This window comes from Phenylobacterium sp. (assembly GCF_046291545.1).
Taxonomy (GTDB): domain Bacteria; phylum Pseudomonadota; class Alphaproteobacteria; order Caulobacterales; family Caulobacteraceae; genus Phenylobacterium.
The window spans coordinates 1,013,087-1,036,277 of sequence record NZ_JBKBSM010000001.1; the positions used below are offsets into that span (position 1 = coordinate 1,013,087).

General features: G+C 70.9%; 22 protein-coding genes and 1 tRNA gene. 15 read left to right on the top strand and 8 right to left on the bottom strand.

Annotated elements, in window-relative coordinates:
• Positions 1 to 29: 29 nt before the first annotated feature.
• The 3 genes from edd to eda are packed head-to-tail and all read left to right on the top strand — an operon-like array spanning position 30 to position 3,429.
• Entirely contained in the window at positions 30 to 1,844 is a 1,815-nt protein-coding gene (gene edd, locus ACK4YQ_RS05025; protein WP_409608897.1) for a phosphogluconate dehydratase, read from the top strand.
• On the top strand, positions 1,841 to 2,815 hold the full coding sequence (gene glk, locus ACK4YQ_RS05030) for a glucokinase (RefSeq protein WP_409608899.1): 975 nt from the start codon (positions 1,841 to 1,843) through the stop codon (positions 2,813 to 2,815). Before edd ends, glk begins: the two co-directional genes overlap by 4 nt.
• The gene (gene eda / locus ACK4YQ_RS05035) at positions 2,812 to 3,429 is read left to right on the top strand and encodes a bifunctional 4-hydroxy-2-oxoglutarate aldolase/2-dehydro-3-deoxy-phosphogluconate aldolase (RefSeq protein ID WP_409608901.1); all 618 of its coding nucleotides are present in this window, start codon (positions 2,812 to 2,814) and stop codon (positions 3,427 to 3,429) included. The genes glk and eda overlap by 4 nt, the downstream gene beginning before the upstream one ends.
• Here the strand turns inward: eda and ACK4YQ_RS05040 are convergent.
• Positions 3,426 to 4,142: a TetR/AcrR family transcriptional regulator gene (locus ACK4YQ_RS05040; RefSeq protein ID WP_409608903.1), complete on the bottom strand. Its 717-nt coding sequence runs from the start codon at positions 4,140 to 4,142 to the stop codon at positions 3,426 to 3,428. The two genes, eda and ACK4YQ_RS05040, sit on opposite strands and share 4 nt — an antisense overlap.
• 108 nt (positions 4,143 to 4,250) lie before the next feature.
• Between ACK4YQ_RS05040 and ACK4YQ_RS05045 the strand changes: the two genes are divergently transcribed.
• The 4 genes from ACK4YQ_RS05045 (at position 4,251) to ACK4YQ_RS05060 (ending at position 8,437) form a co-directional block, all read left to right on the top strand.
• Entirely contained in the window at positions 4,251 to 5,378 is a 1,128-nt protein-coding gene (locus tag ACK4YQ_RS05045) for an aromatic ring-hydroxylating oxygenase subunit alpha (RefSeq protein ID WP_409608905.1), read from the top strand.
• Between the two features lie 77 nt (positions 5,379 to 5,455).
• Positions 5,456 to 6,127, top strand: coding sequence for a lysoplasmalogenase family protein (locus ACK4YQ_RS05050; protein ID WP_409608907.1), 672 nt, complete (start codon positions 5,456 to 5,458; stop codon positions 6,125 to 6,127).
• 198 nt (positions 6,128 to 6,325) lie between these two features.
• Positions 6,326 to 7,528, top strand: coding sequence for an acyl-CoA dehydrogenase family protein (locus ACK4YQ_RS05055; protein WP_409608909.1), 1,203 nt, complete (start codon positions 6,326 to 6,328; stop codon positions 7,526 to 7,528).
• 12 nt (positions 7,529 to 7,540) lie between these two features.
• On the top strand, positions 7,541 to 8,437 hold the full coding sequence (locus ACK4YQ_RS05060) for an oxygenase MpaB family protein (protein WP_409608911.1): 897 nt from the start codon (positions 7,541 to 7,543) through the stop codon (positions 8,435 to 8,437).
• A 74-nt stretch (positions 8,438 to 8,511) separates the two neighbouring features.
• Here ACK4YQ_RS05060 and ACK4YQ_RS05065 read toward each other — a convergent pair whose 3' ends face one another.
• The 3 genes from ACK4YQ_RS05065 to ACK4YQ_RS05075 form a co-directional block, all read right to left on the bottom strand.
• Entirely contained in the window at positions 8,512 to 8,778 is a 267-nt protein-coding gene (locus tag ACK4YQ_RS05065; RefSeq protein ID WP_409608913.1) for a hypothetical protein, read from the bottom strand.
• A 113-nt stretch (positions 8,779 to 8,891) separates the two neighbouring features.
• The gene (locus ACK4YQ_RS05070; protein WP_409608915.1) at positions 8,892 to 9,674 is read right to left on the bottom strand and encodes an enoyl-CoA hydratase/isomerase family protein; all 783 of its coding nucleotides are present in this window, start codon (positions 9,672 to 9,674) and stop codon (positions 8,892 to 8,894) included.
• Complete coding sequence (locus ACK4YQ_RS05075; RefSeq protein WP_409608917.1) at positions 9,671 to 10,837, bottom strand: acyl-CoA dehydrogenase family protein; 1,167 nt, start codon at positions 10,835 to 10,837, stop codon at positions 9,671 to 9,673. Before ACK4YQ_RS05075 ends, ACK4YQ_RS05070 begins: the two co-directional genes overlap by 4 nt.
• A gap of 112 nt (positions 10,838 to 10,949) precedes the next feature.
• Here ACK4YQ_RS05075 and ACK4YQ_RS05080 point away from each other — a divergent pair, with 112 nt between their 5' ends.
• Together ACK4YQ_RS05080 and ACK4YQ_RS05085 are read left to right on the top strand one after the other, a co-directional pair.
• Positions 10,950 to 11,735: an IclR family transcriptional regulator gene (locus ACK4YQ_RS05080; protein ID WP_409608919.1), complete on the top strand. Its 786-nt coding sequence runs from the start codon at positions 10,950 to 10,952 to the stop codon at positions 11,733 to 11,735.
• Positions 11,732 to 12,970: a CaiB/BaiF CoA transferase family protein gene (locus ACK4YQ_RS05085; RefSeq protein WP_409608921.1), complete on the top strand. Its 1,239-nt coding sequence runs from the start codon at positions 11,732 to 11,734 to the stop codon at positions 12,968 to 12,970. The genes ACK4YQ_RS05080 and ACK4YQ_RS05085 overlap by 4 nt, the downstream gene beginning before the upstream one ends.
• Positions 12,971 to 13,023: 53 nt before the next feature.
• Here ACK4YQ_RS05085 and ACK4YQ_RS05090 read toward each other — a convergent pair whose 3' ends face one another.
• The 3 genes from ACK4YQ_RS05090 to ACK4YQ_RS05100 form a co-directional block, all read right to left on the bottom strand.
• Positions 13,024 to 13,446 carry a Zn-ribbon domain-containing OB-fold protein gene (locus ACK4YQ_RS05090; RefSeq protein WP_409608923.1) on the bottom strand — a complete coding sequence of 141 codons (423 nt, stop codon included), beginning with the start codon at positions 13,444 to 13,446 and terminating at the stop codon, positions 13,024 to 13,026.
• Positions 13,447 to 13,451: 5 nt separating this feature from the next.
• Entirely contained in the window at positions 13,452 to 14,633 is a 1,182-nt protein-coding gene (locus ACK4YQ_RS05095; RefSeq protein WP_409608925.1) for a thiolase domain-containing protein, read from the bottom strand.
• A 118-nt stretch (positions 14,634 to 14,751) separates the two neighbouring features.
• Positions 14,752 to 16,218, bottom strand: coding sequence for an AMP-binding protein (locus ACK4YQ_RS05100; RefSeq protein WP_409608927.1), 1,467 nt, complete (start codon positions 16,216 to 16,218; stop codon positions 14,752 to 14,754).
• 226 nt (positions 16,219 to 16,444) lie between these two features.
• On the opposite strand from ACK4YQ_RS05100, the gene ACK4YQ_RS05105 reads away from it, so the two are divergent.
• From ACK4YQ_RS05105 to ACK4YQ_RS05130, 6 genes are all read left to right on the top strand, one after another.
• Positions 16,445 to 17,992, top strand: coding sequence for a class I adenylate-forming enzyme family protein (locus ACK4YQ_RS05105; RefSeq protein WP_409608929.1), 1,548 nt, complete (start codon positions 16,445 to 16,447; stop codon positions 17,990 to 17,992).
• An 11-nt stretch (positions 17,993 to 18,003) separates the two neighbouring features.
• Positions 18,004 to 18,489, top strand: coding sequence for a ribonuclease E activity regulator RraA (gene rraA, locus ACK4YQ_RS05110; RefSeq protein ID WP_409608931.1), 486 nt, complete (start codon positions 18,004 to 18,006; stop codon positions 18,487 to 18,489).
• Positions 18,490 to 18,555: 66 nt separating this feature from the next.
• Positions 18,556 to 18,978 (top strand): PaaI family thioesterase, encoded by a 423-nt coding sequence (locus ACK4YQ_RS05115; RefSeq protein WP_409608933.1) that lies wholly within the window; start codon positions 18,556 to 18,558, stop codon positions 18,976 to 18,978.
• 98 nt (positions 18,979 to 19,076) lie between these two features.
• Positions 19,077 to 19,166, top strand: a tRNA-Ser gene (locus tag ACK4YQ_RS05120).
• Between the two features lie 197 nt (positions 19,167 to 19,363).
• Positions 19,364 to 19,717 carry a DUF5132 domain-containing protein gene (locus ACK4YQ_RS05125; RefSeq protein WP_409608935.1) on the top strand — a complete coding sequence of 118 codons (354 nt, stop codon included), beginning with the start codon at positions 19,364 to 19,366 and terminating at the stop codon, positions 19,715 to 19,717.
• A 6-nt stretch (positions 19,718 to 19,723) separates the two neighbouring features.
• Positions 19,724 to 20,194 carry an HMA2 domain-containing protein gene (locus ACK4YQ_RS05130; protein WP_409608937.1) on the top strand — a complete coding sequence of 157 codons (471 nt, stop codon included), beginning with the start codon at positions 19,724 to 19,726 and terminating at the stop codon, positions 20,192 to 20,194.
• Here the strand turns inward: ACK4YQ_RS05130 and ACK4YQ_RS05135 are convergent.
• Positions 20,154 to 23,150: a cation-translocating P-type ATPase gene (locus ACK4YQ_RS05135; RefSeq protein WP_409608939.1), complete on the bottom strand. Its 2,997-nt coding sequence runs from the start codon at positions 23,148 to 23,150 to the stop codon at positions 20,154 to 20,156. The two genes, ACK4YQ_RS05130 and ACK4YQ_RS05135, sit on opposite strands and share 41 nt — an antisense overlap.
• Between the last annotated feature and the right edge of the window lie 41 nt (positions 23,151 to 23,191).

A 23,191-nucleotide genomic window follows, 5' to 3' on the forward strand; every position in this document is an offset into this window, starting at 1 on the left:
CCGCTCGCCCGCAAGAGGAGACATCCGCCATGCATCCCGTCGTCGCCGACGTCACGGCCCGGATCGTCGAGCGCAGCCGCGACCTGCGCGCCGACTACCTGGCCCATGTCGAGGAAGCCCGCCACGCCGGCCCGGGACGCGCAAAGCTGTCCTGCGCCAACTTCGCCCATGCCTTTGCGGCCACGACGCCGGGCGACAAGACGCGCATGCGTGATCCGACCGCGCCAAATGTGGCGATCGTCACCGCCTACAACGACATGCTTTCGGCCCATCAGCCGTTCGAGCGGTTTCCCGACATCATCCGCGCCGCCGCGCGCGCGGCGGGCGCCACCGCCCAGGTGGCCGGCGGCGTGCCGGCCATGTGCGACGGCGTCACCCAGGGCCGCCCGGGCATGGAGTTGTCGCTGTTCTCGCGGGACGTCATCGCCATGTCGACGAGCGTGGCGCTGACGCACGACGCCTTCGATGCGGCCCTGCTGCTGGGCGTGTGCGACAAGATCGTCCCGGGCCTGGTGATCGGCGGGCTGGCCTTCGGCCACCTGCCGGTGATCATGGTCCCGGCCGGGCCGATGACCTCGGGCATCTCCAACAGCGAGAAGGCCCATGTGCGCGCCCTCTACGCCGAGGGAAAGGTCACCCGCGAGGAGCTGCTCGATTCGGAGATGAAGTCCTACCACGGGCCGGGCACCTGCACCTTCTACGGCACCGCCAACTCCAACCAGATGATGATGGAACTGACCGGCCTTCACCTGCCCGGCGCGGCCTTCGTCACGCCCAATACGCCCCTGCGCGACGCCCTCACCGCGGCCGCGCCCCGCCGGGCGGTGGAGATCGCCCAGGGCGGGAACGCCTACACGCCGATGGCCCAGGTGGTCGACGAAAAGAGCCTGGTGAACGCCATCGTCGGCCTTCTCGCCACCGGCGGGTCGACCAACCACACCCTGCACCTGCTGGCCATGGCCCGCGCCGCCGGCATCCTCCTGACCTGGAACGACTTCGATGACCTGTCGCGGGTCGTGCCCCTGCTGGCCCGGGTCTATCCCAACGGGTCGGAAGACGTGAACGCCTTCCATGCGGCGGGCGGCATGGCCTTCGTCGTGCGCCAGCTGCTGGACGCGGGGCTCGCCCACGAGGATGTGGTCACCGTCGCCGGCGGCGGGCTGCGGCTGTACCAGACCGAACCCTTCCTCAAGGACGGCCGGCTGGTCTGGCGGGAGGGCGCGGGGGTCTCCCTCAACCGCGACCTTCTGCGTCCCGTCGACGATCCCTTCCAGGCCGAGGGCGGACTGCGCCTGCTGGAAGGCGGGCTCGGCCGGGCCGTGATCAAGACCTCCGCCGTCAAGTCGCAGCACCTGGCGATCGAAGCGCCGGCCGTGGTCTTCGAAGACCAGGAGCAGGTGATCGACGCCTTCAAGCGCGGCGAGCTGAACCGCGACTTCATCGCCGTCGTCCGCTTCCAGGGCCCAAAGGCCAACGGCATGCCGGAACTCCACAGCCTGACCCCGACCCTGGGGGTCCTCCTGGACCGCGGCTTCAAGGTCGCCCTGGTCACCGACGGGCGCATGTCGGGCGCCTCGGGCAAGGTGCCCGCCGCCATCCACGTCACCCCCGAAGCCGCCGACGGCGGACCGCTCGCCCGGGTGCGCGACGGCGACGTCATCCGCCTGGACGCCGAAGCCGGCGTCCTGGAGATCCTGGTCGACCCGGCCGAGCTGCAGCGAAGGGGCGCCGCATCGACGCCCCCCGCTGCCCGCGGCTACGGGCGCGAGCTGTTCGGCTGGATGCGCCGCGCGGCCAGCCGCGCCGACCAGGGCGCCAGCGTCCTGTTCGAGGCCGCGGCGTGAAGGGCGAGCATCGGGGACTCGTGGGCGACGTGGGCGGCACCAACGCCCGCCTCGCCCTGGTGGACGAGGACGGGCGCATCCGCTTTCCCAAGAACTACCTGTGCGCCGACTATCCGTCGCTCGACGCGGTGCTCGAGGAGTATCTGGAGACCACCGCCGGCCGGATACGTCCCGCGCGCGCCGCCCTCGCGGTCGCCGGTCCGGTGATCGACGGCGAGATCGAGTTCACCAATCTGTCCTGGACGGTTTCGGAGACCGAGCTGGTCGGCGCCTTCGAGCTGGAAGCCGTGTCGCTCATCAACGACTTCGCCGCCCAGGCCCTGGCTGCGCCGCTCCTGCAGGGCGACGAGCTGCGCCGGATCGGGCCGGAGCTGAAGGGCGCCGAAGGCCATCCCGTCGCCGTCATGGGCGCCGGCACCGGCTTCGGGGTCGCAGCCCTGGCCCGTTCGGGCCTGACCGAGACGCCGCTCGCCACCGAGGGCGGGCATGCCGCCTTCGCGCCGGACGACGAGGTCGAGGTGGAGGTCTGGCGCCGCCTGAAGGCGCGCTTCGGCCGGGTCTCGCGCGAGCGGGTCCTGTCGGGCGCCGGGCTCTACGACCTCTATGGCGCCCTCGCCGACATCGAGGGGGCGCCCGCCCCGCTCGCCGACGAGAAGGCCGTGTTCGCCGCGGCCCTAGACGGCGACCCGCTCTCCAGCCGCACCCTGGACAGGTTCTGCGAGATTCTGGGCGGCGTGGCTGGGGACCTGGCGCTCACGTTCGGCGCCCGCGGCGGGGTGTTCATCACCGGCGGCATCGCCCCTCGCATGGTCGAGCGGCTGGACTCCGGCGGCTTTCGTCGCCGCTTCGAGGACAAGGGCCGGCTCTCCGACTATGTGAAGGACATTCCCACCACGCTGATCGTCCATCCCTATGCGGCGCTGGTGGGCGCTGCGCGCGAGCTGAAGCGCATGGAAGGAGGCCTCCTGTGACCCTGGACGAGATCCTCACCCTCGCCCCCGTCGTCCCGGTCCTGATCGTCGAGGATCCCGAAAAGGCCGAGCCCCTGGCGCGGGCCCTGGTGGCCGGCGGCCTGCGCGCCCTGGAGGTGACCCTGCGCACGCCGGCGGCGATCGAGGTCATCCAGCGCATGAGCGAGGTGGAAGGGGCGGTGGTCGGGGCCGGCACGGTAACCACCGCAGCGGCCCGTCAGGCGGTCGCCGACGCCGGCGCGCGGTTCGCGGTCAGCCCCGGCCTGATCGAGGGCGAGGGCGCCGAAGGCCCGGTCCCCCTGCTTCCGGGCGTCGCCACGGCGACCGAACTGATGGCCGGCCTCGCCGCCGGCTTCGAGCGCTTCAAGCTCTTTCCTGCCAATGTCGTGGGCGGCGTCGGCGCGCTGAAGGCCTTCGCCAGCCCGTTTCCCCAGGCGCGCTTCTGTCCCACGGGGGGCGTGGACGCCGCCAACGCCGCCGACTACCTCGCCCAGCCCAACGTGATCTGCGTGGGCGGCAGCTGGGTGGCCCCCGCCGACGCCGTTCGTGCGGGCGACTGGGACCGCATCACCGCCCTGGCCCGCGAGGCGGCCGCCCTGCGAAGGGGGGCTTAGCCGCCCGGCCCGTCGACGGGCGCCGGCAGGCTCATGTGCAGGTCGATCGCCTGCGCCCGGGCCTCCACGGCGTCGAGGTGGTCCGGATCGCGCAGCAGGGCGCGCAGGCAAAGCCGCGCGGTCGCCCGCGCCTGGTCGGCCGCTGGCATGGCCGCCGCTTCGCCGGCCGCAAGCACGCTGGTCTCCGTGAGCTGCAGCATCTGCTCGGCCGCCAAGGCCGGGGCCTCGCAGACGAAGTCGCCGGCCGCCACCCCCGCGTCGATCAGGCGTCGATAATGGTCGACCATTTCGGCGCGCGCGGCCTGGGCCGCGGCGAACTGCGGGCGGCGTAGCTCCGGCAGGTAGAACAGCGCCGGATAGTCCGGGTCGATCGAGGCCACGACCGAGACCTCCTCGTGCACGGTCCAGTAGAGGCGCGCCGGCGCCGGCGCGTCGATCGCCTGGAGAGCGGCGTAGAACCGCAGGGACGGCGCCGCCGCATAGACGATCAGTTCGTCCAGCAGGACGTCCTTGGAGGGGAACAGGTTGAACAGCGAGGCCGGCGCGGCGTCCAGGGCCGCGCCCAGCCTGCGCACGCTGGCGCCGGCGAAGCCTTCCCGCGCGATCAGCTTGGCCGCGGCCTGCAGCACCGCGTCGCGGCTCAGGTGCGGGCGCCCGTCGTGGCGCGGCCGGCCGACGGGACGCGCTTCGCCTGGGCGGGGAGATGGAGTCATTGCGTCAGCCTAGGCCCCAAAGGCCGCGGCGTCTATTTTATAACGAACGATCAAAATAATTGACAGGCGGCCGACCAGCCCCCAGCATGATGTGCGGAGGAACCGCCCATGCCACCGATCCCGCCGCCCGGCCTGACCGCCGAGGAATGCGCCCGCGTCGCCGCGCCCCTGGAGCAGGCCTGGACGCTGCCGCCCGCCGCCTATGTCCGCGAGGACGTCTACGCTCGCGAAGCCGACCGCGTGATGCGGGCCGGATGGGCGCCTGTCTCGCGCCTGGACCAGACGCCGAACCCCGGCGACTACCTGTGCATCGACCTGATGGGGCAACCCCTGCTCGTCTCCCACGGGATGGACGGGCGCGTGCGGGTGTTCTCCAACGTCTGCCGCCACCGTTCGGCCCCGGTGGCCGAAGGCGCCGGCACGCGCAAGCTCTTCACCTGCCCGTACCACGCCTGGTCCTACGACACGGAGGGCCGGCTGGTGCGCGCCCCGCTGATGGAGGGGGCGGAAGGCTTTTCCGAAGCCGACTGCAGTCTGCCGCTGGTGCGCTCGGAGACCTGGGAAGGGTTCATCCTGGTCAACCTCGACGGCGAGGCGGCGCCGTTCGCGCCCCAGGTCGAAGGGCTTCGAAGCTATTTCGAGGCCTTCGGCATGACCGACATGGTGGTGGCCCGCACGCTGGAGTTCGACAGCGGCTGGAACTGGAAGGTCCTGGTCGAGAACTTCATGGAGGCCTACCACCACATCGCCACCCATTCTCAGACGTTCGAGCCGGTCTTCCACGCCGCCGACTCCAAGGTGTTCGGCGACGAGGCCTGGGCCGTGCTGCACATGCCGGCGGCCCATCCGGAGGCCTCTTCTCCCCCTCTGATCGCGGGGCTGGAGCCCTGGCAGGCCAGCGACCTCTTCGCCGCCGTGGTCTATCCGCACTTCATGATCGCCCTGCATGGGGCGGGCATGGCCTGGTATCAGGTCCTGCCGACGGCCGCCGGGCGCCTCCTGCTGCGCATTCACGTTTGCGTCCCCGCCTCGGCCAGGGCCCTGCCGGAATACGAAGAGATCGTGGAGGCCTCGGCCCAGTTCACCGCCCATGTCCATGCCGAGGACATCGCGGCCAACGACCTGGTCTGGCGCGGCCTCAACGCACCGATGGCGCGCCAGGGGAGGCTCTCCCCGCTGGAGGCGGCGATCTGGCGGCTCAACCAGTGGTGGCTCAGGCGGATGCAGGACGCCTGAAACCCTCCGGGGCGGGCTTTCGGCGCGCCCCCCGCACCTGCTAAGGTGCCTGCCGCGCGTGGTCGCGGTTGGGGGTCATGACGTTGACACGATTGGGGTTTCTGGGGCGGGTGGCGCTGCTGCTCTCCTTCGTGGCGGCTGCGAGCTACGTCGCTTCGTGGAACCTTGACCTGCCGGCGGTCGTCTCGACGGCCTGGAAGGGGGCCGGCCTGACCCTGATGGCCGTCTACGCGGCGAGCGTGGCGCGCGGCCTCGACGGCTGGCTGCTCGTCGCCGTCCTCGCCCTCGGCGCTCTGGGCGACGTCCTTCTGGAGACCCACGGGCTGGTGACCGGCGCCTTCGCCTTCCTGGCGGGCCACCTCGTGGCGATCACCCTATACCTGCGCAACCGCCGGCCGAGCCTGACGACAAGCCAGCTCCTGTTCGCCGCCATCCTGCCGCCCGCCACCGTGGCCATCGCCTATTCCCTGCCGGCGGACCGGGCGCTGGCGTCCGGCGTGGCGCTCTACGCCCTGGGCCTGTCGCTCATGGCCGCCTGCGCCTGGATCAGCCGCTTCCCGCGCTATCTCACCGGCCTGGGCGCCCTGATGTTCGTGGTCTCGGACCTGTTGATCTTCGGCCGGGACGGGGCGCTGAAGGGGGTGTTCGGGATTGGCGTGGCGATCTGGGCGCTCTACTACCTCGGCCAGTTCCTGATCTGCATCGGCGTGGTGGAAGGCCTCGCCCGCCGGCGGGCCGCGGGCGCCTGACCGTCCACGCCGCCGCGGCGTCCGCGCCGAACCCAGGGTGAGGCGGCGATCCTTCGAGTACCCCAGCGCGTTCGACGCTCGGCTCGTCTGCGGGCCTGTCGGTTCAGACAGCTTGTGTCTCGCGCCATCGCTCAGCAAGCTGGCGCCAAGACGGAGGCGGAGCTGAAGCCGCCCTTGGGCGAGGAGCAAGGACGCGGCGTGAACCTGGACCTGACCCCCGAAGACCTGGCGTTCCGCGACGAGGTGCGCGCCTTCCTGGACGAGGCGCTGCCGCCGGAGCTGAGAGAGGCCGGCCGGCGCATGACCAGCGTCTTCTGCGACAAGCGCTTCAGCCTGCCCTGGCAGAAGATCCTCCACGGCCGGGGATGGGTCGCTCCAAGCTGGCCCAAGGCCTACGGCGGTCCAGGATGGACCGAGACCCAGCGCTCGATCTTCGCGGCCGAGTGCGTGCGGGCCGGCGCTCCCAGCCTCGCCCCCATGGGCCTGCGCATGGTGGGGCCGGTGATCATGCGCTACGGCACGGCCGAGCAGAAGGCGCACTACCTGCCGCGCATCCTGTCCGGGGAAGACTACTGGTGCCAGGGCTATTCCGAGCCGGGGTCGGGCTCGGACCTGGCGTCGCTGCAATTGCGCGCGGTGTCCGACGGCGACGATTACGTGCTGTCGGGCAGCAAGATCTGGACGACCCACGCCCACTGGGCCAACCGCATGTTCTGCCTGGTGCGGACATCGACCGAGGGCAAGCCGCAGGCCGGCATCACCTTTTTGCTTCTGGACATGCAGTCTCCTGGAATTCGGGTGGATCCGATCATCACCCTGGCGGGCGAGCACGAGGTCAATCAGGTCTTCTTCGACGAGGTGCGGGTCCCAAAGGCCCACCGGCTGGGGGAGGAGAACCAGGGCTGGACGGTGGCGAAACACCTTCTGGAGTTCGAGCGCGGCGGCGGGTCGGCGCCCGGACTCGGCGTTGGCCTGGACCGGGTGCGAGCGGCCGCGGTCGCAGAACCCAGCGACCAGGGCGCCACCATGCTCCAGGACGCGCATTATCGACGAAAGCTCGCCGAAGCGGAGATCGCCGTGCAGGCCATAGACATGTCGGAGCGCCGAGTGCTGAGCGCGCTGGTCTCGGGCCAGAACCCCGGCGCCGCCTCGTCCATGCTGAAGGCGCAGGGGGCGGAGGCCGTACAGCGGATCGACGAACTGGCGATCGAGGCCATCGGGTCCTACGCCGCCGTCCACCAGCCGCTGGCGCGGGAGGCGGGCTCGAACCTTGAGGCGATCGGCCCGGATCACGGGCTGACGTCCATGGCGCGCTACCTCAACAACCGCGCCTCGACCATCTATGGCGGTTCAAACGAGATCCAGCGGGACATCATCGCCCGCCTCGTGCTGGGCCTCTAGCGGAGCCCGGCGATGAGCGACCTGTCGGCTTCGGCGCGGGCGGCCCTGGGCGCCGCCGCCGCGCGCGCCCAGACGCACATCGTCGGCGGGAAGAGTGGAGTCGACTACACCCAGCCCACAGGCGATCCGGGCTTCTACGGTCCCGACTCCGTCGCCTGGCGGGTGCACGCCAATCCCGTGTCCCTGGCGGTCGGCGGGATCGCCGCGGTGATCCTGGAGCTGGCCGAGCCGCGGGTTCGCTCGGGGGTTTGGGATCACTCCACCTTCCGCACCGATCCGCTGGCGCGCATGCAGCGCACCGGCGAAGCGGCGATGATCACCACCTATGGACCCACGGCGGCCGCCCAGGCCAGGGTCGACATGGTCACCCGCATGCACCGGCGGGTCAGCGGGACCACGCCCGAGGGCCAGGCCTATGCGGCGCTGGAGCCGGAGCTGATGACCTGGGTGCACCTGACCGCCGGCTACGGCTTCCTCAGCGCTTATCTGCGCCACGTCGAGCCCGGGCTGAGCCGCGCCGACCAGGACCGTTACTACGCCGAGGGCGCGCGCATGGGCGAAGCCTTCGGAGCGGTCGACCCGCCGCGGTCGGCGGCCGAGGCGGAGGCCTGGATGCTGGCCATGCGGCCGAAGCTGCGGCCGCACCCGATCATCGGCGAGTTCCTGAAGATCGTCTCCACCACCTCGCCGCTCGGCTTCGCCGGACGCGCCCTGCAGCCGCTGGTGGTTCAAGCGGCGATCGACCTGCTGCCGGACTGGACGCGCCGCGAACTCGCCCTTCCGGTGAGCCGCAGCCGTCGGCGGATGGCCCAGCCGCTGCTGAGCGGCCTGGCGCGCTTGGCCAAGGCCGCCCCAGGCGAGATCCCGCGCCAGGCCTACGCGCGGATGGGACGCAATCCGCCGGCCTGATCCCTCGCCCTCACCTGCCGGTTTGATGTTCTGGGGCGGAGGAGGCGCGGCGCCGACCGCTCACCACGCGGTGTTCAGCACTCGTCGTTGAGCACCGGCTGGGTGAGGCCCTGATCCTTCATCAACTCGCCGGAGGCGAAGCCGGGTGCGTTGAGGCTGCGGGCCAGGAACCGGGTATTGACGTCCATCAGGGCCTCGGGCGTGCGCGCCGAGGGCAGTTCGGCCAGGTACTCCAGCCAGAGCTCACAGCCGCTCTTCCAGAGCTCGTAGCCCTCCCACATGGCGCGGGCCATGCTCTCGCCCACCGCCGTGGCGGCCGCATCGTTGAAGGTGTAGGCCATCGGACGTCTCCCTGTCCGCCGGTTGGTCGAGGGAACGTTAACGATCGTCGCGTCCCCGTCGTTGACCGGAATCAAGCCTCGGCGGCCGCCCTTTGTTCCAAGCCGGCGCCGAGTCAGCGTCCGAGGAACCGCCCGGGACGACGCTCCTGCACGGCGCGGACGCCCTCGGCGAAGTCCTCGGTCGCACGCAGAATCGCCTGTTGCTCGTGCTCATGGTTGGTCTGGGCGCGCACCGCCTGGGCGAGCTTGCCGCGCAGGGTCTTGCGCGTGGCCACCACCGCCAGGGGCGCGTTCTCGGCGATCTCGGCCGCCAGCTCCTGGGCCCGTTCGCGCAGGCTCTCCAGCGGCGCGACCTCGTCGACAAGGCCCCAAGCCAGGCCCTCCTCGGCCTTGATGCGGCGTCCGGTGAGGAACATCAGGTCCGCACGCTGCTGGCCGATCACCCGGGGCAGGGTGTGGGTCAGGCCGAAGCCCGGATGGAAGCCCAGCTTGACGAAATTGGCCGTGAACCGCGCCTCGGGCGCGGCCACGCGGAAATCGGCGACCAGGGCCAAGCCCAGTCCCGCGCCGACCGCCGCGCCCTGCACCGCCGCAACGATCGGCGTCTCGATCGAGAACAGACGCACGGCCTGGTCATAGAGCGGGGCGATGCCGCTCATGCCCGAGCCACCGATCCCGTCGGCGGACACGAGGTCCGCCCCCGCGCAGAACGGCTTGCCGGCCGAGCACAGGACGACGGCGCGCACGCCGTTGTCGCGGTCCAGTTCCTCCAGCAGGTCGGCCAGGCCCCGCACCAGCTCGACGCTCACGTGGTTGTTCGGCGGGCGATTGAACTCCACCGTCGCGACATGGCCGTCGCGGGTGACGCTCAGGTGGTCGGCCAGAACCTTGGTCATCGTCTCGTCCCCATCAGGTTGCGGGCCACCACCATGCGGTGGACTTCCGAGGGCCCGTCGTAGATTCGCATGTTGCGCACGCTGGCGGCCATCAGCTGCAGCGGCAGGTCCTTGGTCATCCCCATGGCCCCGAAGCACTGCATGGCGTGGTCGATGACCTCCCAGGCCATCTCGGTGGCGAACACCTTGATCATAGAGATCTCGTTGCGCACGTCGCGGCCTTCGTCGAGCTTCCAGGCGCAGTCGTAGGTCATCAGCCGCGCCGCATGGATCTTCATCGCTGCGTCCGCGGCCCACCACTGCACCGCCTGGCGGTTGGACAGCGGCTGGCCGAAGGTGACCCGCTGCGGCGCGTATTCGCACATCATGTCGAGCGCCCGCTGGGCAAGGCCGATCGACCATGCGGCCATCTGGATCCGCCGGGTGCCGAGACGCGTCTGCATGGGCGCAAAGCCCTGGCCCTCGGTCCCCAGGAGCTTCCAGCCGGGAACGCGGCAGTCCTCCAGCGCCACCTCGTAGGTGAAGGCGCCGCCGATCATCGGAATGCGGCGCAGCACGTTGAAGCCGGGCGTGCCCTTGTCCACCAGGAAGGCGCTCATCCCGCCTCGGGCGCGCTTCTCGGGGTCGGTCACGGCCATGACGATGGTGAAGTCGGCCTCGGCGGCGCGGCTCGTCCAGATCTTGCGTCCGTTGATCACCCAGTCGTCGCCGTCGCGCACCGCCCGGGTGATCATCCCGGCGGGGTCGGCGCCGGCGCCCGGCTCGGAGATGCCGATGGCGCTCACCGTCTCGCCGCGGGCGTAGGGGGCGAGATAGGCCTCGCGCTGCTGCTCGTTCACCGTGGCCATCAGCATGCGCAGGTTCGGCGAGTCCGGCGGCAGGGTGTAGGGCGTGACCGTCGAACCCATCGCTTCGTTCACGCCGACCAGGGCGACCATCGGCAGGTCCGAGCCGCCCACATCCTCCGGCGCGTCCAGCCCCCAGAGGCCGAGCTCGCGCGAGACCTTGTCTACCCGCGCGCGTTCCTCGGGGCTCAGCCAGATGCCCTTCCCGTCGGCGTCGCGGGCCAGCACGGCCGGCTCCAGGGGGATCAGCTCGTCGCGCACGAAGCGTTCGACGAGGTCCTTGAGCATCCGGTGCTCTTCGGAAAGTTCGAAGTTCATGCGCCCTCCTCCGCCGTATGTTTTGTCCTGGTCAACTCCTAAGGCCGGAGCTAAGCATTTCCTATACGTGGATCGCATTTTCACGCATGTGAATTCGTGGGGTCGGGCAGCAATGGACAGGGATGCGGTCAAGTCCGCCCGGCGCGCCTTTGAGATCCTGGAGCTGTTCGACCGTGAGCGCCGGCCCCTGGCCCTGAAGGACATCCTGGAAGCCCTCGGCTACCCCGCCTCCAGCGGCTCGGCCCTGCTGAAGTCGCTCGTCGCCCTCGGCTACCTGGACTACGACCGCGACCGCCGCACCTATTTCCCGACCATGCGGATCTCCGCGCTCGGCGCCTGGGTGCCAGACGCCCTGTTTGGCGACGGCGCGCTCCTGGGCGCGATGGAGCGGCTGCGGGCGGTGACGGGCGAGACGGTGATCCTGGCCACTCAGAGCGACCTCTTCGCCCAGTACGTCCACCTCCTGCATTCGGCCGAACCGCTGCAGTTCTCGGTCCCGCCGGGGGCGCGGCGGCCGCTCGCCGCCTCGGGCCTGGGCTGGTGTCTCCTGAGCGCCAAGTCCGACGAGGAGATCGAGCGCCTGCGCCGGCGCATCAACGCCGAGCCGGGGCAGGCGCAGCCGCTCTCGCGCGAGGCCCTGATGGGCCGCGTCAACGAGGTGCGGACCCGCGGCTACGCCGTTTCCAAGCACACGGTCTCGCAGGGCGCGGGGGTGATCGGGGCGCCGCTGCCGCGCGGCGCCCACGGCCGGGTCTTCGCCCTGGGCGTCGCCGGGCCGGTCGGCCGCCTGGAGGCGAAGGAAGCGCTGATCATCGGCGAGCTGCGCGCAGCCCTGGAGCGGCTGCGCCCATCGCAGGCCGAAGCCCATAGACACGACAGGGAGGGATTGCCCGCATGACCGCCAAGACCGCCGGAACGCTCCAGACCAAGGCCACCGGGCCGCTGGCCGGCGTCCGCATTCTCGACCTCACCAGCGTCGTCTTCGGCGCCTACGCCACCCAGATGCTCGGCGACCAGGGGGCCGAGGTGTTCAAGCTGGAGGACCCAGGCTCGGGCCGCGGCGACGGCGGCGACATCATGCGCTGGGCGGGTCACGTGCCGGAGGGCGCGCCGCGCGACCTCGGCCCCATCTTCATGTCCATCAACCGCAACAAGCGCTCGGTGCTGGTCGACCTGAAGGATCCCCAGGCCCGTGTGAAGCTGGAGGCGCTGATCGCCACCTGCGACGTGTTCGCCGCCTCGGTGCGCTATGAGGGGCTCAAGCGCCTGGGCCTCGGCTACGAGGACGTGGTCAAGATCAAGCCGGACATCGTCTACGTCCACGCCGCGGGCTACGGCTCGGACGGACCCTATGCGGGCGAGCCGGCCTATGACGACCTGATCCAATCGGCCTCGGGCCTTGCCGACCTGTTGCCGCGCATCGACGGCGATCCGGCGCCGCGCATCCTGCCGACCCTGGTGGCGGACAAGGTGTCGGGCCTGTTCATGTGCCAGGCGATCACCGCCGGACTGCTGCACCGCGAGCGCACCGGCGAGGGTCAGTTCATCGAGGTGCCGATGCTGGAGTGCGTGACCAGCTTCAACCTCGTCGAGCACCTCTACGACCACACCTGGGAGCCGCCGATCGGCCAGTGGGGCTACCAGCGCGTGATGAATCCGAACCGCAAGCCCTACAAGACGAAGGACGGCTACATCGGCCTTCTTCCGTATACGGATAAGCAATGGGACCAGTTCTTCGCGGCCGCCGGAATGGGCGAGACCTTCGGCAAGGACCCGCGCTTCTCCGACTACGCCACACGGGCCCGCCACATCCAGGAACTCTACGGCCTCGTGGAGACGGTGACCGAAACGCGGACCACCCAGGAGTGGCTGGACCTCCTGAAGCCGCTGTCGATCCCGGTGGTGCGCACCAACCGGATGGACGACCTGCCGCAGGATCCGCACCTGCAGGCCGTCGGCTTCTTCCAGACCTACGAGCACCCGCACGCGGGGCCCTACAACGCGATGAAGCCCCCGGTGAAGTTCTCAAAGAGCCCTTCGAACATCCGGCGCCATCCCCCGCGCCTCGGCGAGAACACCGACGAGGTCTGGGCCGAGCTCGGGGTGAAGCTCGCCGGAGACGAGAAAGTGTGACGCGCCTCCCGGCCGGCGGTCTCCTCCCCCGGACAGGGGGAGGAGATGCAGCGTCAGACCGGGGAGAACACCGGCACGGGCGGGCCGCTCTCGGTGTCCTGGAACTTCACCTTCACCCGCTGGCCGATCGCCAGCGCGCCGAGGTCGCAGTCCACGAAGTTGGTCAGCACCGCCGGACCTTCGTCCAGGGTGACGTAGCCGATGGCGTAGGGGCCGGTCGGCGAGCGGTGCATCACCGAGTAGGTGTAGATCACGCCCTCGCCCGGGCTCTCTTCCCAGACCGTGTCGGTCGAGAAGCAGATCGGGCACACCGCGCGCGGATACCAGTGGGCCTTGCCGCACGCCTTGCAGCGCTTGATCAGGAACCGGCCCTCGGCGGCCGCGTCCCAGAACGGCTTGGACTCGATCGTCACCACCGGCGCGGGGATCTTGCGGGTCTCGGCCTTGGGGGCGTCTTTGACGGCTTGATCGCTCATCGGGCCTACTCCCGTTCCATGATGAGGGTGGCCGCGCCGTGGCGCACGCCGAGGGAACCGCCCGTGCCGTGGGCGATGGCGAGGTCGCAATTCGGAACCTGGACCTTCGGATGGGCTTCGCCGCGCAACTGGCGCACCGCCTCGATCACCTTGGTGATCCCGCCCCGGTTGGTCGGGTGGTTGTTGCACAGGCCGCCGCCGTCGGTGTTGAAGGGCAGCTTGCCGACGCCGGAAATCAGGTTGCCGTCGGCCACGAACTTGCCGCCCTCGCCCTTCCTGCAGAAGCCCAGGTCCTCGAGCTGCATCAGCACGGTGATCGTGAAGCTGTCGTAGATCGAGGCGTACTTGATGTCGGCCGGCGTCACGCCCGCCTCCTCGAACGCCCGCGGGCCCGACCACACCGCCCCCGAATAGGTCAGGTCCAGATCCTGGCCGCCGGCCGGGCCCTTGGGCGCCTCGCCGGCGCCCATCACCTTCACCTTCGGCCGGTTGAGGCTCTTGGCCACCTCCGGACTGGTGACGATCAGCGCGCCGCCGCCGTCGGTGACGACGCAGCAGTCCAGCAGGTGCAGCGGATCGGCGATCATCCGCGAGTTCACCACCTCCTCGACGGTGACCACGTTCTTCAGGAAGGCGTGCTCGTTCCACTGGGCGTGGTGGCTGGCGGCCACCTTGATCCAGGCCAGCTGTTCCGAGGTGGTGCCGTACTCATGCATGTGACGCATGGCGCACATGCCGTAGGTGTTGTGCGTCGTGCCGCCGTAGATGTTCTCAAAGCCGGCTTCCGGCGGCCCGTCGCCAAGTTCGCCGGGCTTCAGGCGCGGACCGCCGAAGCCGAACTTGTTCTGACGCGGCCGGCCGGCCAGGGTGATCAAGGCCACGCTGCACTTGCCCGCGGCGATCGCCTGGGCCGCGTGGCTGACGTGCAGGATGTAGGACGAGCCGCCGGTCTCGGTGGAGTCCATGTGCCGCAGCTTCAGGCCCATGTAGTCGGCCATCGACATGGCGCCGAAGCCCGGCGCGTCCCCGGCGCAGAAGTATCCGTCGACGTCGTCCTTGCTCAGTCCGGCGTCCTTCAGGGCGCCCAGGGCGGATTCGGCGTGGAGCTGGGGGGTCGACTTGTCGGGCGCATCGCGCGTGGGGTGCTCATAGGCCCCCATGATGTAGGCCTTGCCCTTAATGCTCATGGTCTCTCCCGAAACAATCGTCTTTAGAAGAATGCGGTCCCGCTTATCGCAGCGCAGCAATGGCGACAACCGTCCGCTAGGGAGGGTCGCAGCGCCGGCCTCGGCCGCGGGCTGAAGGTCAGGCGTCGGCCTTGATGCGCGCGTCGCGCAGGGCGGTGCGGCGCACCTTGCCGGCGTCGTCGCGCAGGGGCTCGTCGACGAACTCGTAGCTGCGCGGCTGCTTGTAGGTGACAAGCTTGGCCGAGACGTACTCGCGCAGCTCGGCCTCCCTGGTTCCCGGCTGGGCCTGGACGATGGCGTGCACCCGCGCGCCGAGGTCGTCGTCGGGCAGGCCGATCACGGCCGAGGAGATCACCTTTGGGTGCTCGTCCAGCGCCGCCTCGATTTCGGCCGGATAGACGTTGGACCCGCCCACGAGGATCATGTCGGTGCGCCGGTCGGCCAGGTAGAGATAGCCGTCCTCGTCGAACCAGCCGATGTCCCCCAGGCTCTCCCAGCCTCCCGGCAGGGTGCGCGGCGTGGCGCCGCGATACTGATAGGACGGCGGCGCGCCGGCCGGGCGGCGCATGTAGATCTCGCCGACCTCGCCGGCCGGCAGGGGCCTGCCGTCCTCGTCGAACGCCTGCATCTCGCCCACCGACACGCGGCCGACCGACCCGCGGTGCTCGAGCCATTCGGCGCCGTTGATGATGGTGACCGCCTGGGCCTCGGTGCCGGCGTAGAGCTCCATCACGGTCTCCGGTCCGAACCAGTGGATGAAGTTCTCCTTCAGCCAGGGCGGGCAGGGGGCCGCCATGTGCCACATCGTCGTCAGCGAGGAGACGTCGTAGGCCGACCGCACCTCCTCCGGCAGATGCCAGATGCGGTTCATCATCGTGGGCACCAGGTAGAGCCAGCTCGCCCTGTGGCGCTGCACGGTCTCCAGGGTCCTTTCCGGATCGAACCTCGGCATGACGATCACATGCGCGCCCACGGTGATTCCGGCGGCGGCCATGCCGAAGGGGGCGTTGTGGTAGAGCGGCGCGGGGATCACCATGGTGGAGTCCGGATTGACGCGGAAGCCGCCGACCTGCGGAATCTCCTTCGAGGTCTCGCCACGATTGCCCGACAGGATCAGCTTGGGGCGTCCGGTGGAGCCCCCTGAGGTCGGGGCCTTGTAGACGGGAGCGGTCACGTCGGGCAGGTCGGTCTCGTCGGTGGAGCGGGCGAGCAGGTCGTCCACGCCCACCAGCGGCCGGTCGATCTGGTGGGCGAACTCGCCGATCACCACCGGCGTGGCCGCCAGCTCCATGATCGCCTCGAGCTCGGCCTTGGGCAGGCGGAAGGAGATCGGCTGCGGGGTGGCGCCCAGCTTCCAGATCGCCCAGGTCGCCTCGACGAAGCCGACGCTGTTGGGCAGGCCAAGGGTGACGAGGTCGCCGTACTTCACCCCCAGTTCCGCCAGGGCGCGGGCGATGCGGTTCGTGCGCCGGTGCAGCTCGCCGTAGGTGAGTGTGGTCTCGCCGCTGCTCACCGCCGGGGCGTCGGCCTTCATCTGCGCCAGCGCTTTCAGGCGCGCGCCCAGGGAGATCATCTCTTCGGCCATGGGTGTTTCGTCCCTCAAATGATCGGTGCGCCGCGGTTCGGCCGCGGTCGGCTTCAATGCATCGCCGCCCAATGGATCGGCGGCCGGCCCTAGCTTCACCGCCTGACGCCGCGTCCGCAAGGGCCTGCCGCGTCGATTGCGGTTGTCGCCGCGGCGGGCGAAGGGCTAAGCAGCATACGCGTTCGAACAGGCGTTTGGCCGAGCAAGCGTGATTGGGAGGAGTTGCATGTCCGTCGAAGAGATCCTCACCCGGGACTTCGCCACCCTGCCGGAGGTGATCCACGAGCAGGCCAAGGAGCGCCCGGACCAGGACGTCCTGGTCGACGCCCGCCGCACCCTCTCCTACGCCGGCCTCGACGCCCTGATGGACCGCATCGCCGCGGCCCTGCAGCGCGACGGCGTGGCCAACAAGGACGTGGCGGCGGTCTGCGCGACGACCTCGGTGGAGTACGGCGCGACCTTCCTCGGGATCCTGCGGGCCGGCGCGGCGGTGGCGCCGCTGGCGCCCTCGTCCACCCCCGAGAGCCTGGTGATGATGCTCAACGACTCCGGGGCCAAGGTCTTCTTCCTGGACAAGGGCGTGGCCGACGCCCTGGCCGGCGTGGCCGACCAGATCAAGGCCCGGCGTGTGGCCCTCGACGGCTCGGACGCCGGCCTCGCCTTCGAATCCTGGCTGGCCCCGGAAGGCGCCAAGCCGGCGCCGGTCAGCGTCGAGCCGAACCAGGCTTTCAACATCATCTATTCCTCGGGCACCACCGGCACGCCCAAGGGCATCGTCCAGCCGCACGCCATGCGGTGGGGGCAGATCCGCCGCGGCGTCTATCCCGCCGGCTCGGTGACCATGGTCTCGACCCCGCTCTATTCGAACACCACCCTGGTCTCCTTCCTGCCCACCGTCTCCAACGGCGGCACCGCCGTGTTGATGCCCAAGTTCGACGCCGAGCAGTTCCTGAAGCTGTCGGAAAAGCACCGCGCCACCCACGCCATGCTGGTGCCTGTGCAGTACCGCCGGATCATGGAGCGGCCGGACTTCGACAGCTATGATCTGTCCAGCTACGTGATGAAGTTCTCGACCTCCGCGCCCTTCTCGCCGGAAGTGAAGGCGGACGTGCTTAAGCGCTGGCCCGGCGGCCTGATCGAGTACTACGGCATGACCGAGGGCGGCGGCTCCTGCGGCCTCGTCGCCCACGAGCATCCGGACAAGCTGCACACCGTCGGCCGGCCGCTGCCGGGCCACGACATCCGCCTGATCGACGAGAACGGCAAGGAAGTGCCCCAGGGCGAGATCGGCGAGGTGGTCGGCCGCTCGGGGGCGATGATGGTCGGCTATCACAACCAGCCGGGCAAGACGGCCGAGGCCGAGTGGTACAGCCCCGACGGCCTGCGCTTCATCCGCACGGGGGATGTCGGCCGCTTCGACGAGGACGGCTTCCTCACCCTCATGGACCGCAAGAAGGACATGATCATCTCCGGCGGGTTCAACATCTACCCGTCCGACCTGGAGGCCGAGCTGGCGACCCATCCGGCGGTGCTGGAATCGGCGGTGGTGGGCGTGCCTTCGGAGAAGTGGGGCGAGACCCCCGTGGCCTTCGTCGTCCTGCGCCAGGGCAAGAGCGCGACGGCCGACGAGATCATGGCCTATGTCAACGGCAAGGTCGGCAAGACCCAGCGCCTGGCCGACCTGATGCTCGTCGACACCCTGCCGCGCAGCCACATCGGCAAGATCCTCAAGCGCGACCTGCGCGACGGCTACAAGGGAAAGGCGCTCGCCTGAGCGGCACTCACATGAGCGATGACGGGCATTCGGTCGCAGACCTCTGCGACGAACACGAGGAGACCGCCGAAGTCTGCCTGGTTCAGTTCCGGGACTTCGGCGCGCGGCGGTCTTTTTCCGGGCCGATCCGCACCGTGCGCTGCTACGAGGACAACAGCCTGGTGAAGGCCACGCTCTCGGAGCCGGGCTACGGCCGGGTGCTGGTGGTGGACGGCGGCGGCTCCCTGCGCCGCGCCCTCCTGGGCGACGTCCTGGCCGCCGACGCCGTGCGCAACGGCTGGGCCGGGGTGGTGATCAACGGGGCGGTGCGCGACGTCGCCGTGCTGGGCGGCATGGACCTCGGCGTCAAGGCGCTGGGTTCGGTTCCCATGCGCAGCGTCAAGCGCGGCGAGGGCGTGGTCGACACCCCTGTGGCGTTCGGCGGCGTGGTGTTCGTTCCGGGCGACATGCTGCACGCCGACTCCGACGGAGTGGTGGTGCTGCCGGCCGACGCCTGAGGGGCCAAGCCTTGCCTTACCCGACGTCGGCTTCCCACCTGCAGGAAAAGGCGGAGGAGCCAACCCATGTCCGGTGAGAACAAGGCCGCCGAGTTCGCCGAGCGCCAGCGCGGCTTCCTGCCTGGCGAGCTGGGCATCGCCTGGGATGAGGTCAGCCACGGCGAGGCCCGCGGCCGCTTCGTGGTCGCCCGCGGACACATGGCGCCGAACGGCTACATGCATGCGGCCTCGGTGGTCGCCCTGGTGGATTCCGCCTGCGGCTACGGCTGCATGAGCTCGTTGCCGGAAGGCGCCTCGGGCTTCACCACGATCGAGCTCAAGACCAACTACCTGGGCACGGCGCAAGAGGGCGAGACGGTGGCCTGCGAGGCGCGCCTCGTCCACGGCGGGCGCATGACCCAGGTGTGGGACGCCGAGGCCCGGAACCTCAGCACAGGGAAGGTCATCGCCCTGTTCCGCTGCACCCAGATGGTGCTCTGGCCGCGCTGAAATCCGCCGCGCTGGAAAGGCTTGCGCGCGCCGGGGCGGATGAGTAGGTTCCGCGCCTCACTCAGCGGGCCCCTCCCGAAGGCGGCCTCGCCCGGCTTGGAGAGGTGGCTGAGTGGTTGAAAGCACCGCACTCGAAATGCGGCATACTCGCAAGGGTATCGAGGGTTCGAATCCCTCCCTCTCCGCCACCGCTTCCGCTTTGGTGCGCGACGCCGCCGAACTCAGAGTCACCTGATCTACGAACGGCGCCGCACGGCTCCATGATGCGCTTGACGTCGATCAAGGCTGGCCCGGGGCGCGCGCCGGAGTCTGAAATCCGGTCGGCTCGTGCGCGGCGTCGGGTGTGGTAGGCTCCACGCGCAGGCGGACGGCGAAGGGACGGAACATGGCGCTCAGAGATTGGCCGCTGCGGGCGGGACTGGTGGCGGGGGCGGCGATCGGAGTCGGCGCGGCCGTGGTGGCTCCGGCCGTGTTCCGCATAGCCCGGCCAGCCCTGAAGACAGCGCTGAAGGCGGGCTTCACCGGATTGGCCAGCGCCCAGACGGCCGCCATGCGCGCCGGCGAGCACCTGGAGGACCTCCTGGCCGAGGTCGCGCACGAACTCGCTCATGAGGAGGCGGGCGCAGCCGCCACCGCCGCCCAGGCCGCCGCCGCCGGCGCCGCCGCCGCCGCTTCGGCCATGGCCGCGGCGAAGGCTGAGGCTCCCGATGCGCCTCCATCCGAATCCGCAGCCGGGTAAGCGGACATGCGCCTCGCCCACCGCACCGCCGGGCGGGTCCGGCTGGAAGCGCCCCAGATCCGGGGCGACCTTGAGGAGGGCCGCCGCCTCGCCGAACGGGTCGGCGCACTGCCGGGCGTGAGCAAGGTGGAGGCCCGCACCGCCACCGGCTCCCTGGTGATCTTTCATATCGGTGACTGGGCGCCGCTGGCCGAAGCCCTGGCCTCCGCCACTGGCGCGACCATCGAGGAGGAGGCGCCGGAGGACTCGGCCGCCGCCGACGCCCTGACCACAGGCGCCCGGCTGATTGACGCCCTTGACCATGCTGCGCGCCACGCCCTTGGGGGGCGCACCAGCCTGTCGGAACTCACCTTCCTGGCCCTGGTCGCCGCCGGCGCCGTTCAGCTCGCGCGGGGGCAAGTGGTCGGTCCGGCCAGCGCGCTGTTCGGCCAGGCGCTCAGCCTGATGGCGGCCCGGCGGATGCGCCCAGGGCCGTGATCCGGCCGGCGCGCCGTCCGCGCCGCAACTCCGAAAGCAGCATCGAGCCGCCGACCGAGGCGACGGTCACGCCGATCAGCCGCGGGTGCGGCCGGCCGACGCCCAGCATGCGGCCGAGGCCGGGCACGGCGAACGGCAGCACCAGCAGCCCGGCGGCGCCCGCCAGCGACAGCTCCAGCCGCCGCTCGCTGAGCGAGCGCGCGGCCGGGTCGCCCGCGGAGCGGTCGCGCAGCGAGAACGCGTGAGCCAGCTGGGCGCCGGCGAGGGAGACGAAGGTGGCCGTTCGAACCTGGGCCGGCGCGGTCCCGCTCATGTGGCCGACGAAGTGCGGGATCAGGGCCGCCATCGCCATCTGCACGCCGTCCAGCAGCAGCGGTCCGCGTTCGGCCCGGCCCAGGATCGGGCCGCGCAGGTCCGGCGGAGGACGCGACATGACGTCGCCGGCGGGCTCGGCCGTGGCTAGGCCGATGGCCGGAAAGACGTCGCTGACCAGGTTCAGCCAGAAGAGCTCCATCGGCGTCTCCTGCTCCTGGGGCGGGCCGAAGGATTCCACGAGCATCACCAGCACCTCGGCCAGGTTCTGCGGCAGGAGGAAGCGAAGCGCGTTGCGGATGTTGTCGTCGGTCGAGCGCCCGCGGCCTATGGCGCGACCGAGGGCCGCTAGGTCGTCATCGGCGATCACCACGTCGGCGACCTCCCGCGCCACGTCCGAGCCCTTCCTGCCCATGGCGATGCCGACCCGCGCCTCGCGCAGGGCCGGGCCGTCGTTCACCCCGTCGCCCAGCATGCCGACGACGGCGCCCCTCGCCTGCAGGGCGCGCACGATGCGCAGCTTGTCCGCCGGGGTGACGCGGGCGAACACCGTGGCCTCCGCCGCCGCGCGGCCCAGGGCGGCGTCGTCCATCGCCGCGATCTCGCCGCCGGTGACCACCCGCACAGGCGCGCCGCCTGCCAGGTCCAGCGCCTCGGCCACGGCCTGGGCGGTGACCGGCTGGTCCCCGGTGATCATCAGGGTGCGCACCCCCGCGGCCTGGAAGGCGGCGACCGCCGCCCTTGCGCTCGGCCGCAAGGGATCGGCCAGACCGACGAGACCCAGCCACTCCAGGTCATCCGGCCGCTCCGGGTCGAAGGCGCCGGTGCGCGAGCGTCGCCGGGCCACCCCCAGCACCCGTTGGCCCATGCCGGCCAGGGCCGCGTTCTGCGCCAGGATCTCTTCTCGCCTGGCCGCGTCCAGCGGCGCCCGGCCGGCCGTGCGCCGTTCGTGCCGGCAGAGCGCCAGCACCTCCTCCGGCGCGCCCTTCATGAACAGCAGCGTCTCGCCGTCGGCGGCGTGCAGCGTCGACATGAAACGCCGGGTCTGGGTGCGTTCGCGCACCGCCATGCAGGGGGCGGCGGCGCGAACGGCGGCCACATCGGTCCCGACGCGGGCGGCGAATTCCAGGAGCGCCAGCTCCGTGCCGCTGCCGTTCTCGTGGCCTTCGCTCGACGGCTCGGCGGTGTTGCACAGGGCGACCGCCTCGGCCAGGGCGGCCAGGGCGCGGCGGTCCTTCTCCTGGGCCGGCTCGCCGTCCTCGCGCACCAGGGCGCCGGCGGCGTCGACGGCGTAGAGCGCGCTGCCCCCCGCCGCGCCAGCCACGCTCATGCGGTTTTCGGTAAGGGTGCCGGTCTTGTCCAGGCAAAGGGTGTCGATCGCGCCGATCGACTCGATCGCCGGCAGCATGCGCACGAGGATGCCGCGCTTCTCCATGGCTCGCGCCTCCAGCGCGAAGGTGGTGGTGGCCACCGCCGGCAGGCCCTCGGGCAGGCTCGCCACCGCCAGGCCGACGGCGCTGCGCACCAGCTCGACCATCGGTCGCCCGCGCATCAGCCCGATGGCGAACACCAGGCCGCTGGCTCCGATCGCGGCCACCGCCATGACGCGGCTCAGCTCGTCCAGCTTCTCTTCGATCAACGGGCGCGGCGGCCGGGCCGCCGCGATCAGGCCGCGCACGGCGGCGGCTTCCGTGCGTCCGCCGGTGCGGGCGGCCACCGCCAGGCCCTGGCCGCCGATCACCACCGAACCGGCGTGGACCATGTTGTTGCGCTCGGCCAGGCGTGCGCCGCTGGTCGGCGCGGGGGCGGCGGTCTTCTCCACGCCGAGGCTCTCGCCAGTCAGGATGGACTCGTCCACGGTCAGGTCCCGCGCCTCGATCAGCCGCGCGTCGGCCGGCACGGCCTGCCCCGGCCCGAGGGCGATGAGGTCGCCCGGCGCGACCTCCCGCGACATCACGCTGCGAGCCCGACCGCCGCGAACCACGACGGTGGCGTGCTCCACCGGCTTTCCGAGGCGGGCGATCAGCCCCTCCACCGCGTCTTCCGTGCCGAAGCCGATGGCCGCGTTCAACGCGATCACGCCAAGGGTCACGACCGCGTCGAACACGCCGCCGGTGGCGAGCGACAGCACGGCCGAGCCCGCGAGCAGTCCGGCGGGCAGGTTGGTGAGCTGGCCGCCGAGGATCGTCGCCCGCGATCGCCGCTGCGGCGGCGGCAAGGCGTTGGGGCCGTAGAGCGACAGGCGCCGGCCCGCCTCGGCTTCGTCTAGACCGCGGGTGGTCGCGCCGAGCATCTCCAGAACGGCGGGGACGGGGGCGGCCATCAGATGACCGATCTCCGGATCCGCCTCCCCGGCGAATCCGGCGGTGGGCCCGCCAGCGCCGGCCAGGATGATCGCGACCGTCTCCGCCACCTGGCCAGGCGGGATCGTCTGAGGATGCCGCACCAGAAGGCTGCGGGTCACGGCGTTGCATCCGGCCAGGGTCCACCCGCGGCGAGCGAGGGCTTGGCGCAGCGCATCTGCGCGGCCCGCGTCAAGGACGGCGCCGGCCTCCAGGCGGGTGCGGCCGGGGATGTGGTGACGGACCCGTGCGGCCGTCAACGGGACGGGCCGAAGGGGATGGGGATCGACCGTGGCGTTCATCTGAAGTCCATGGCGACCAGGATTGCTCCATCGCTCACCTG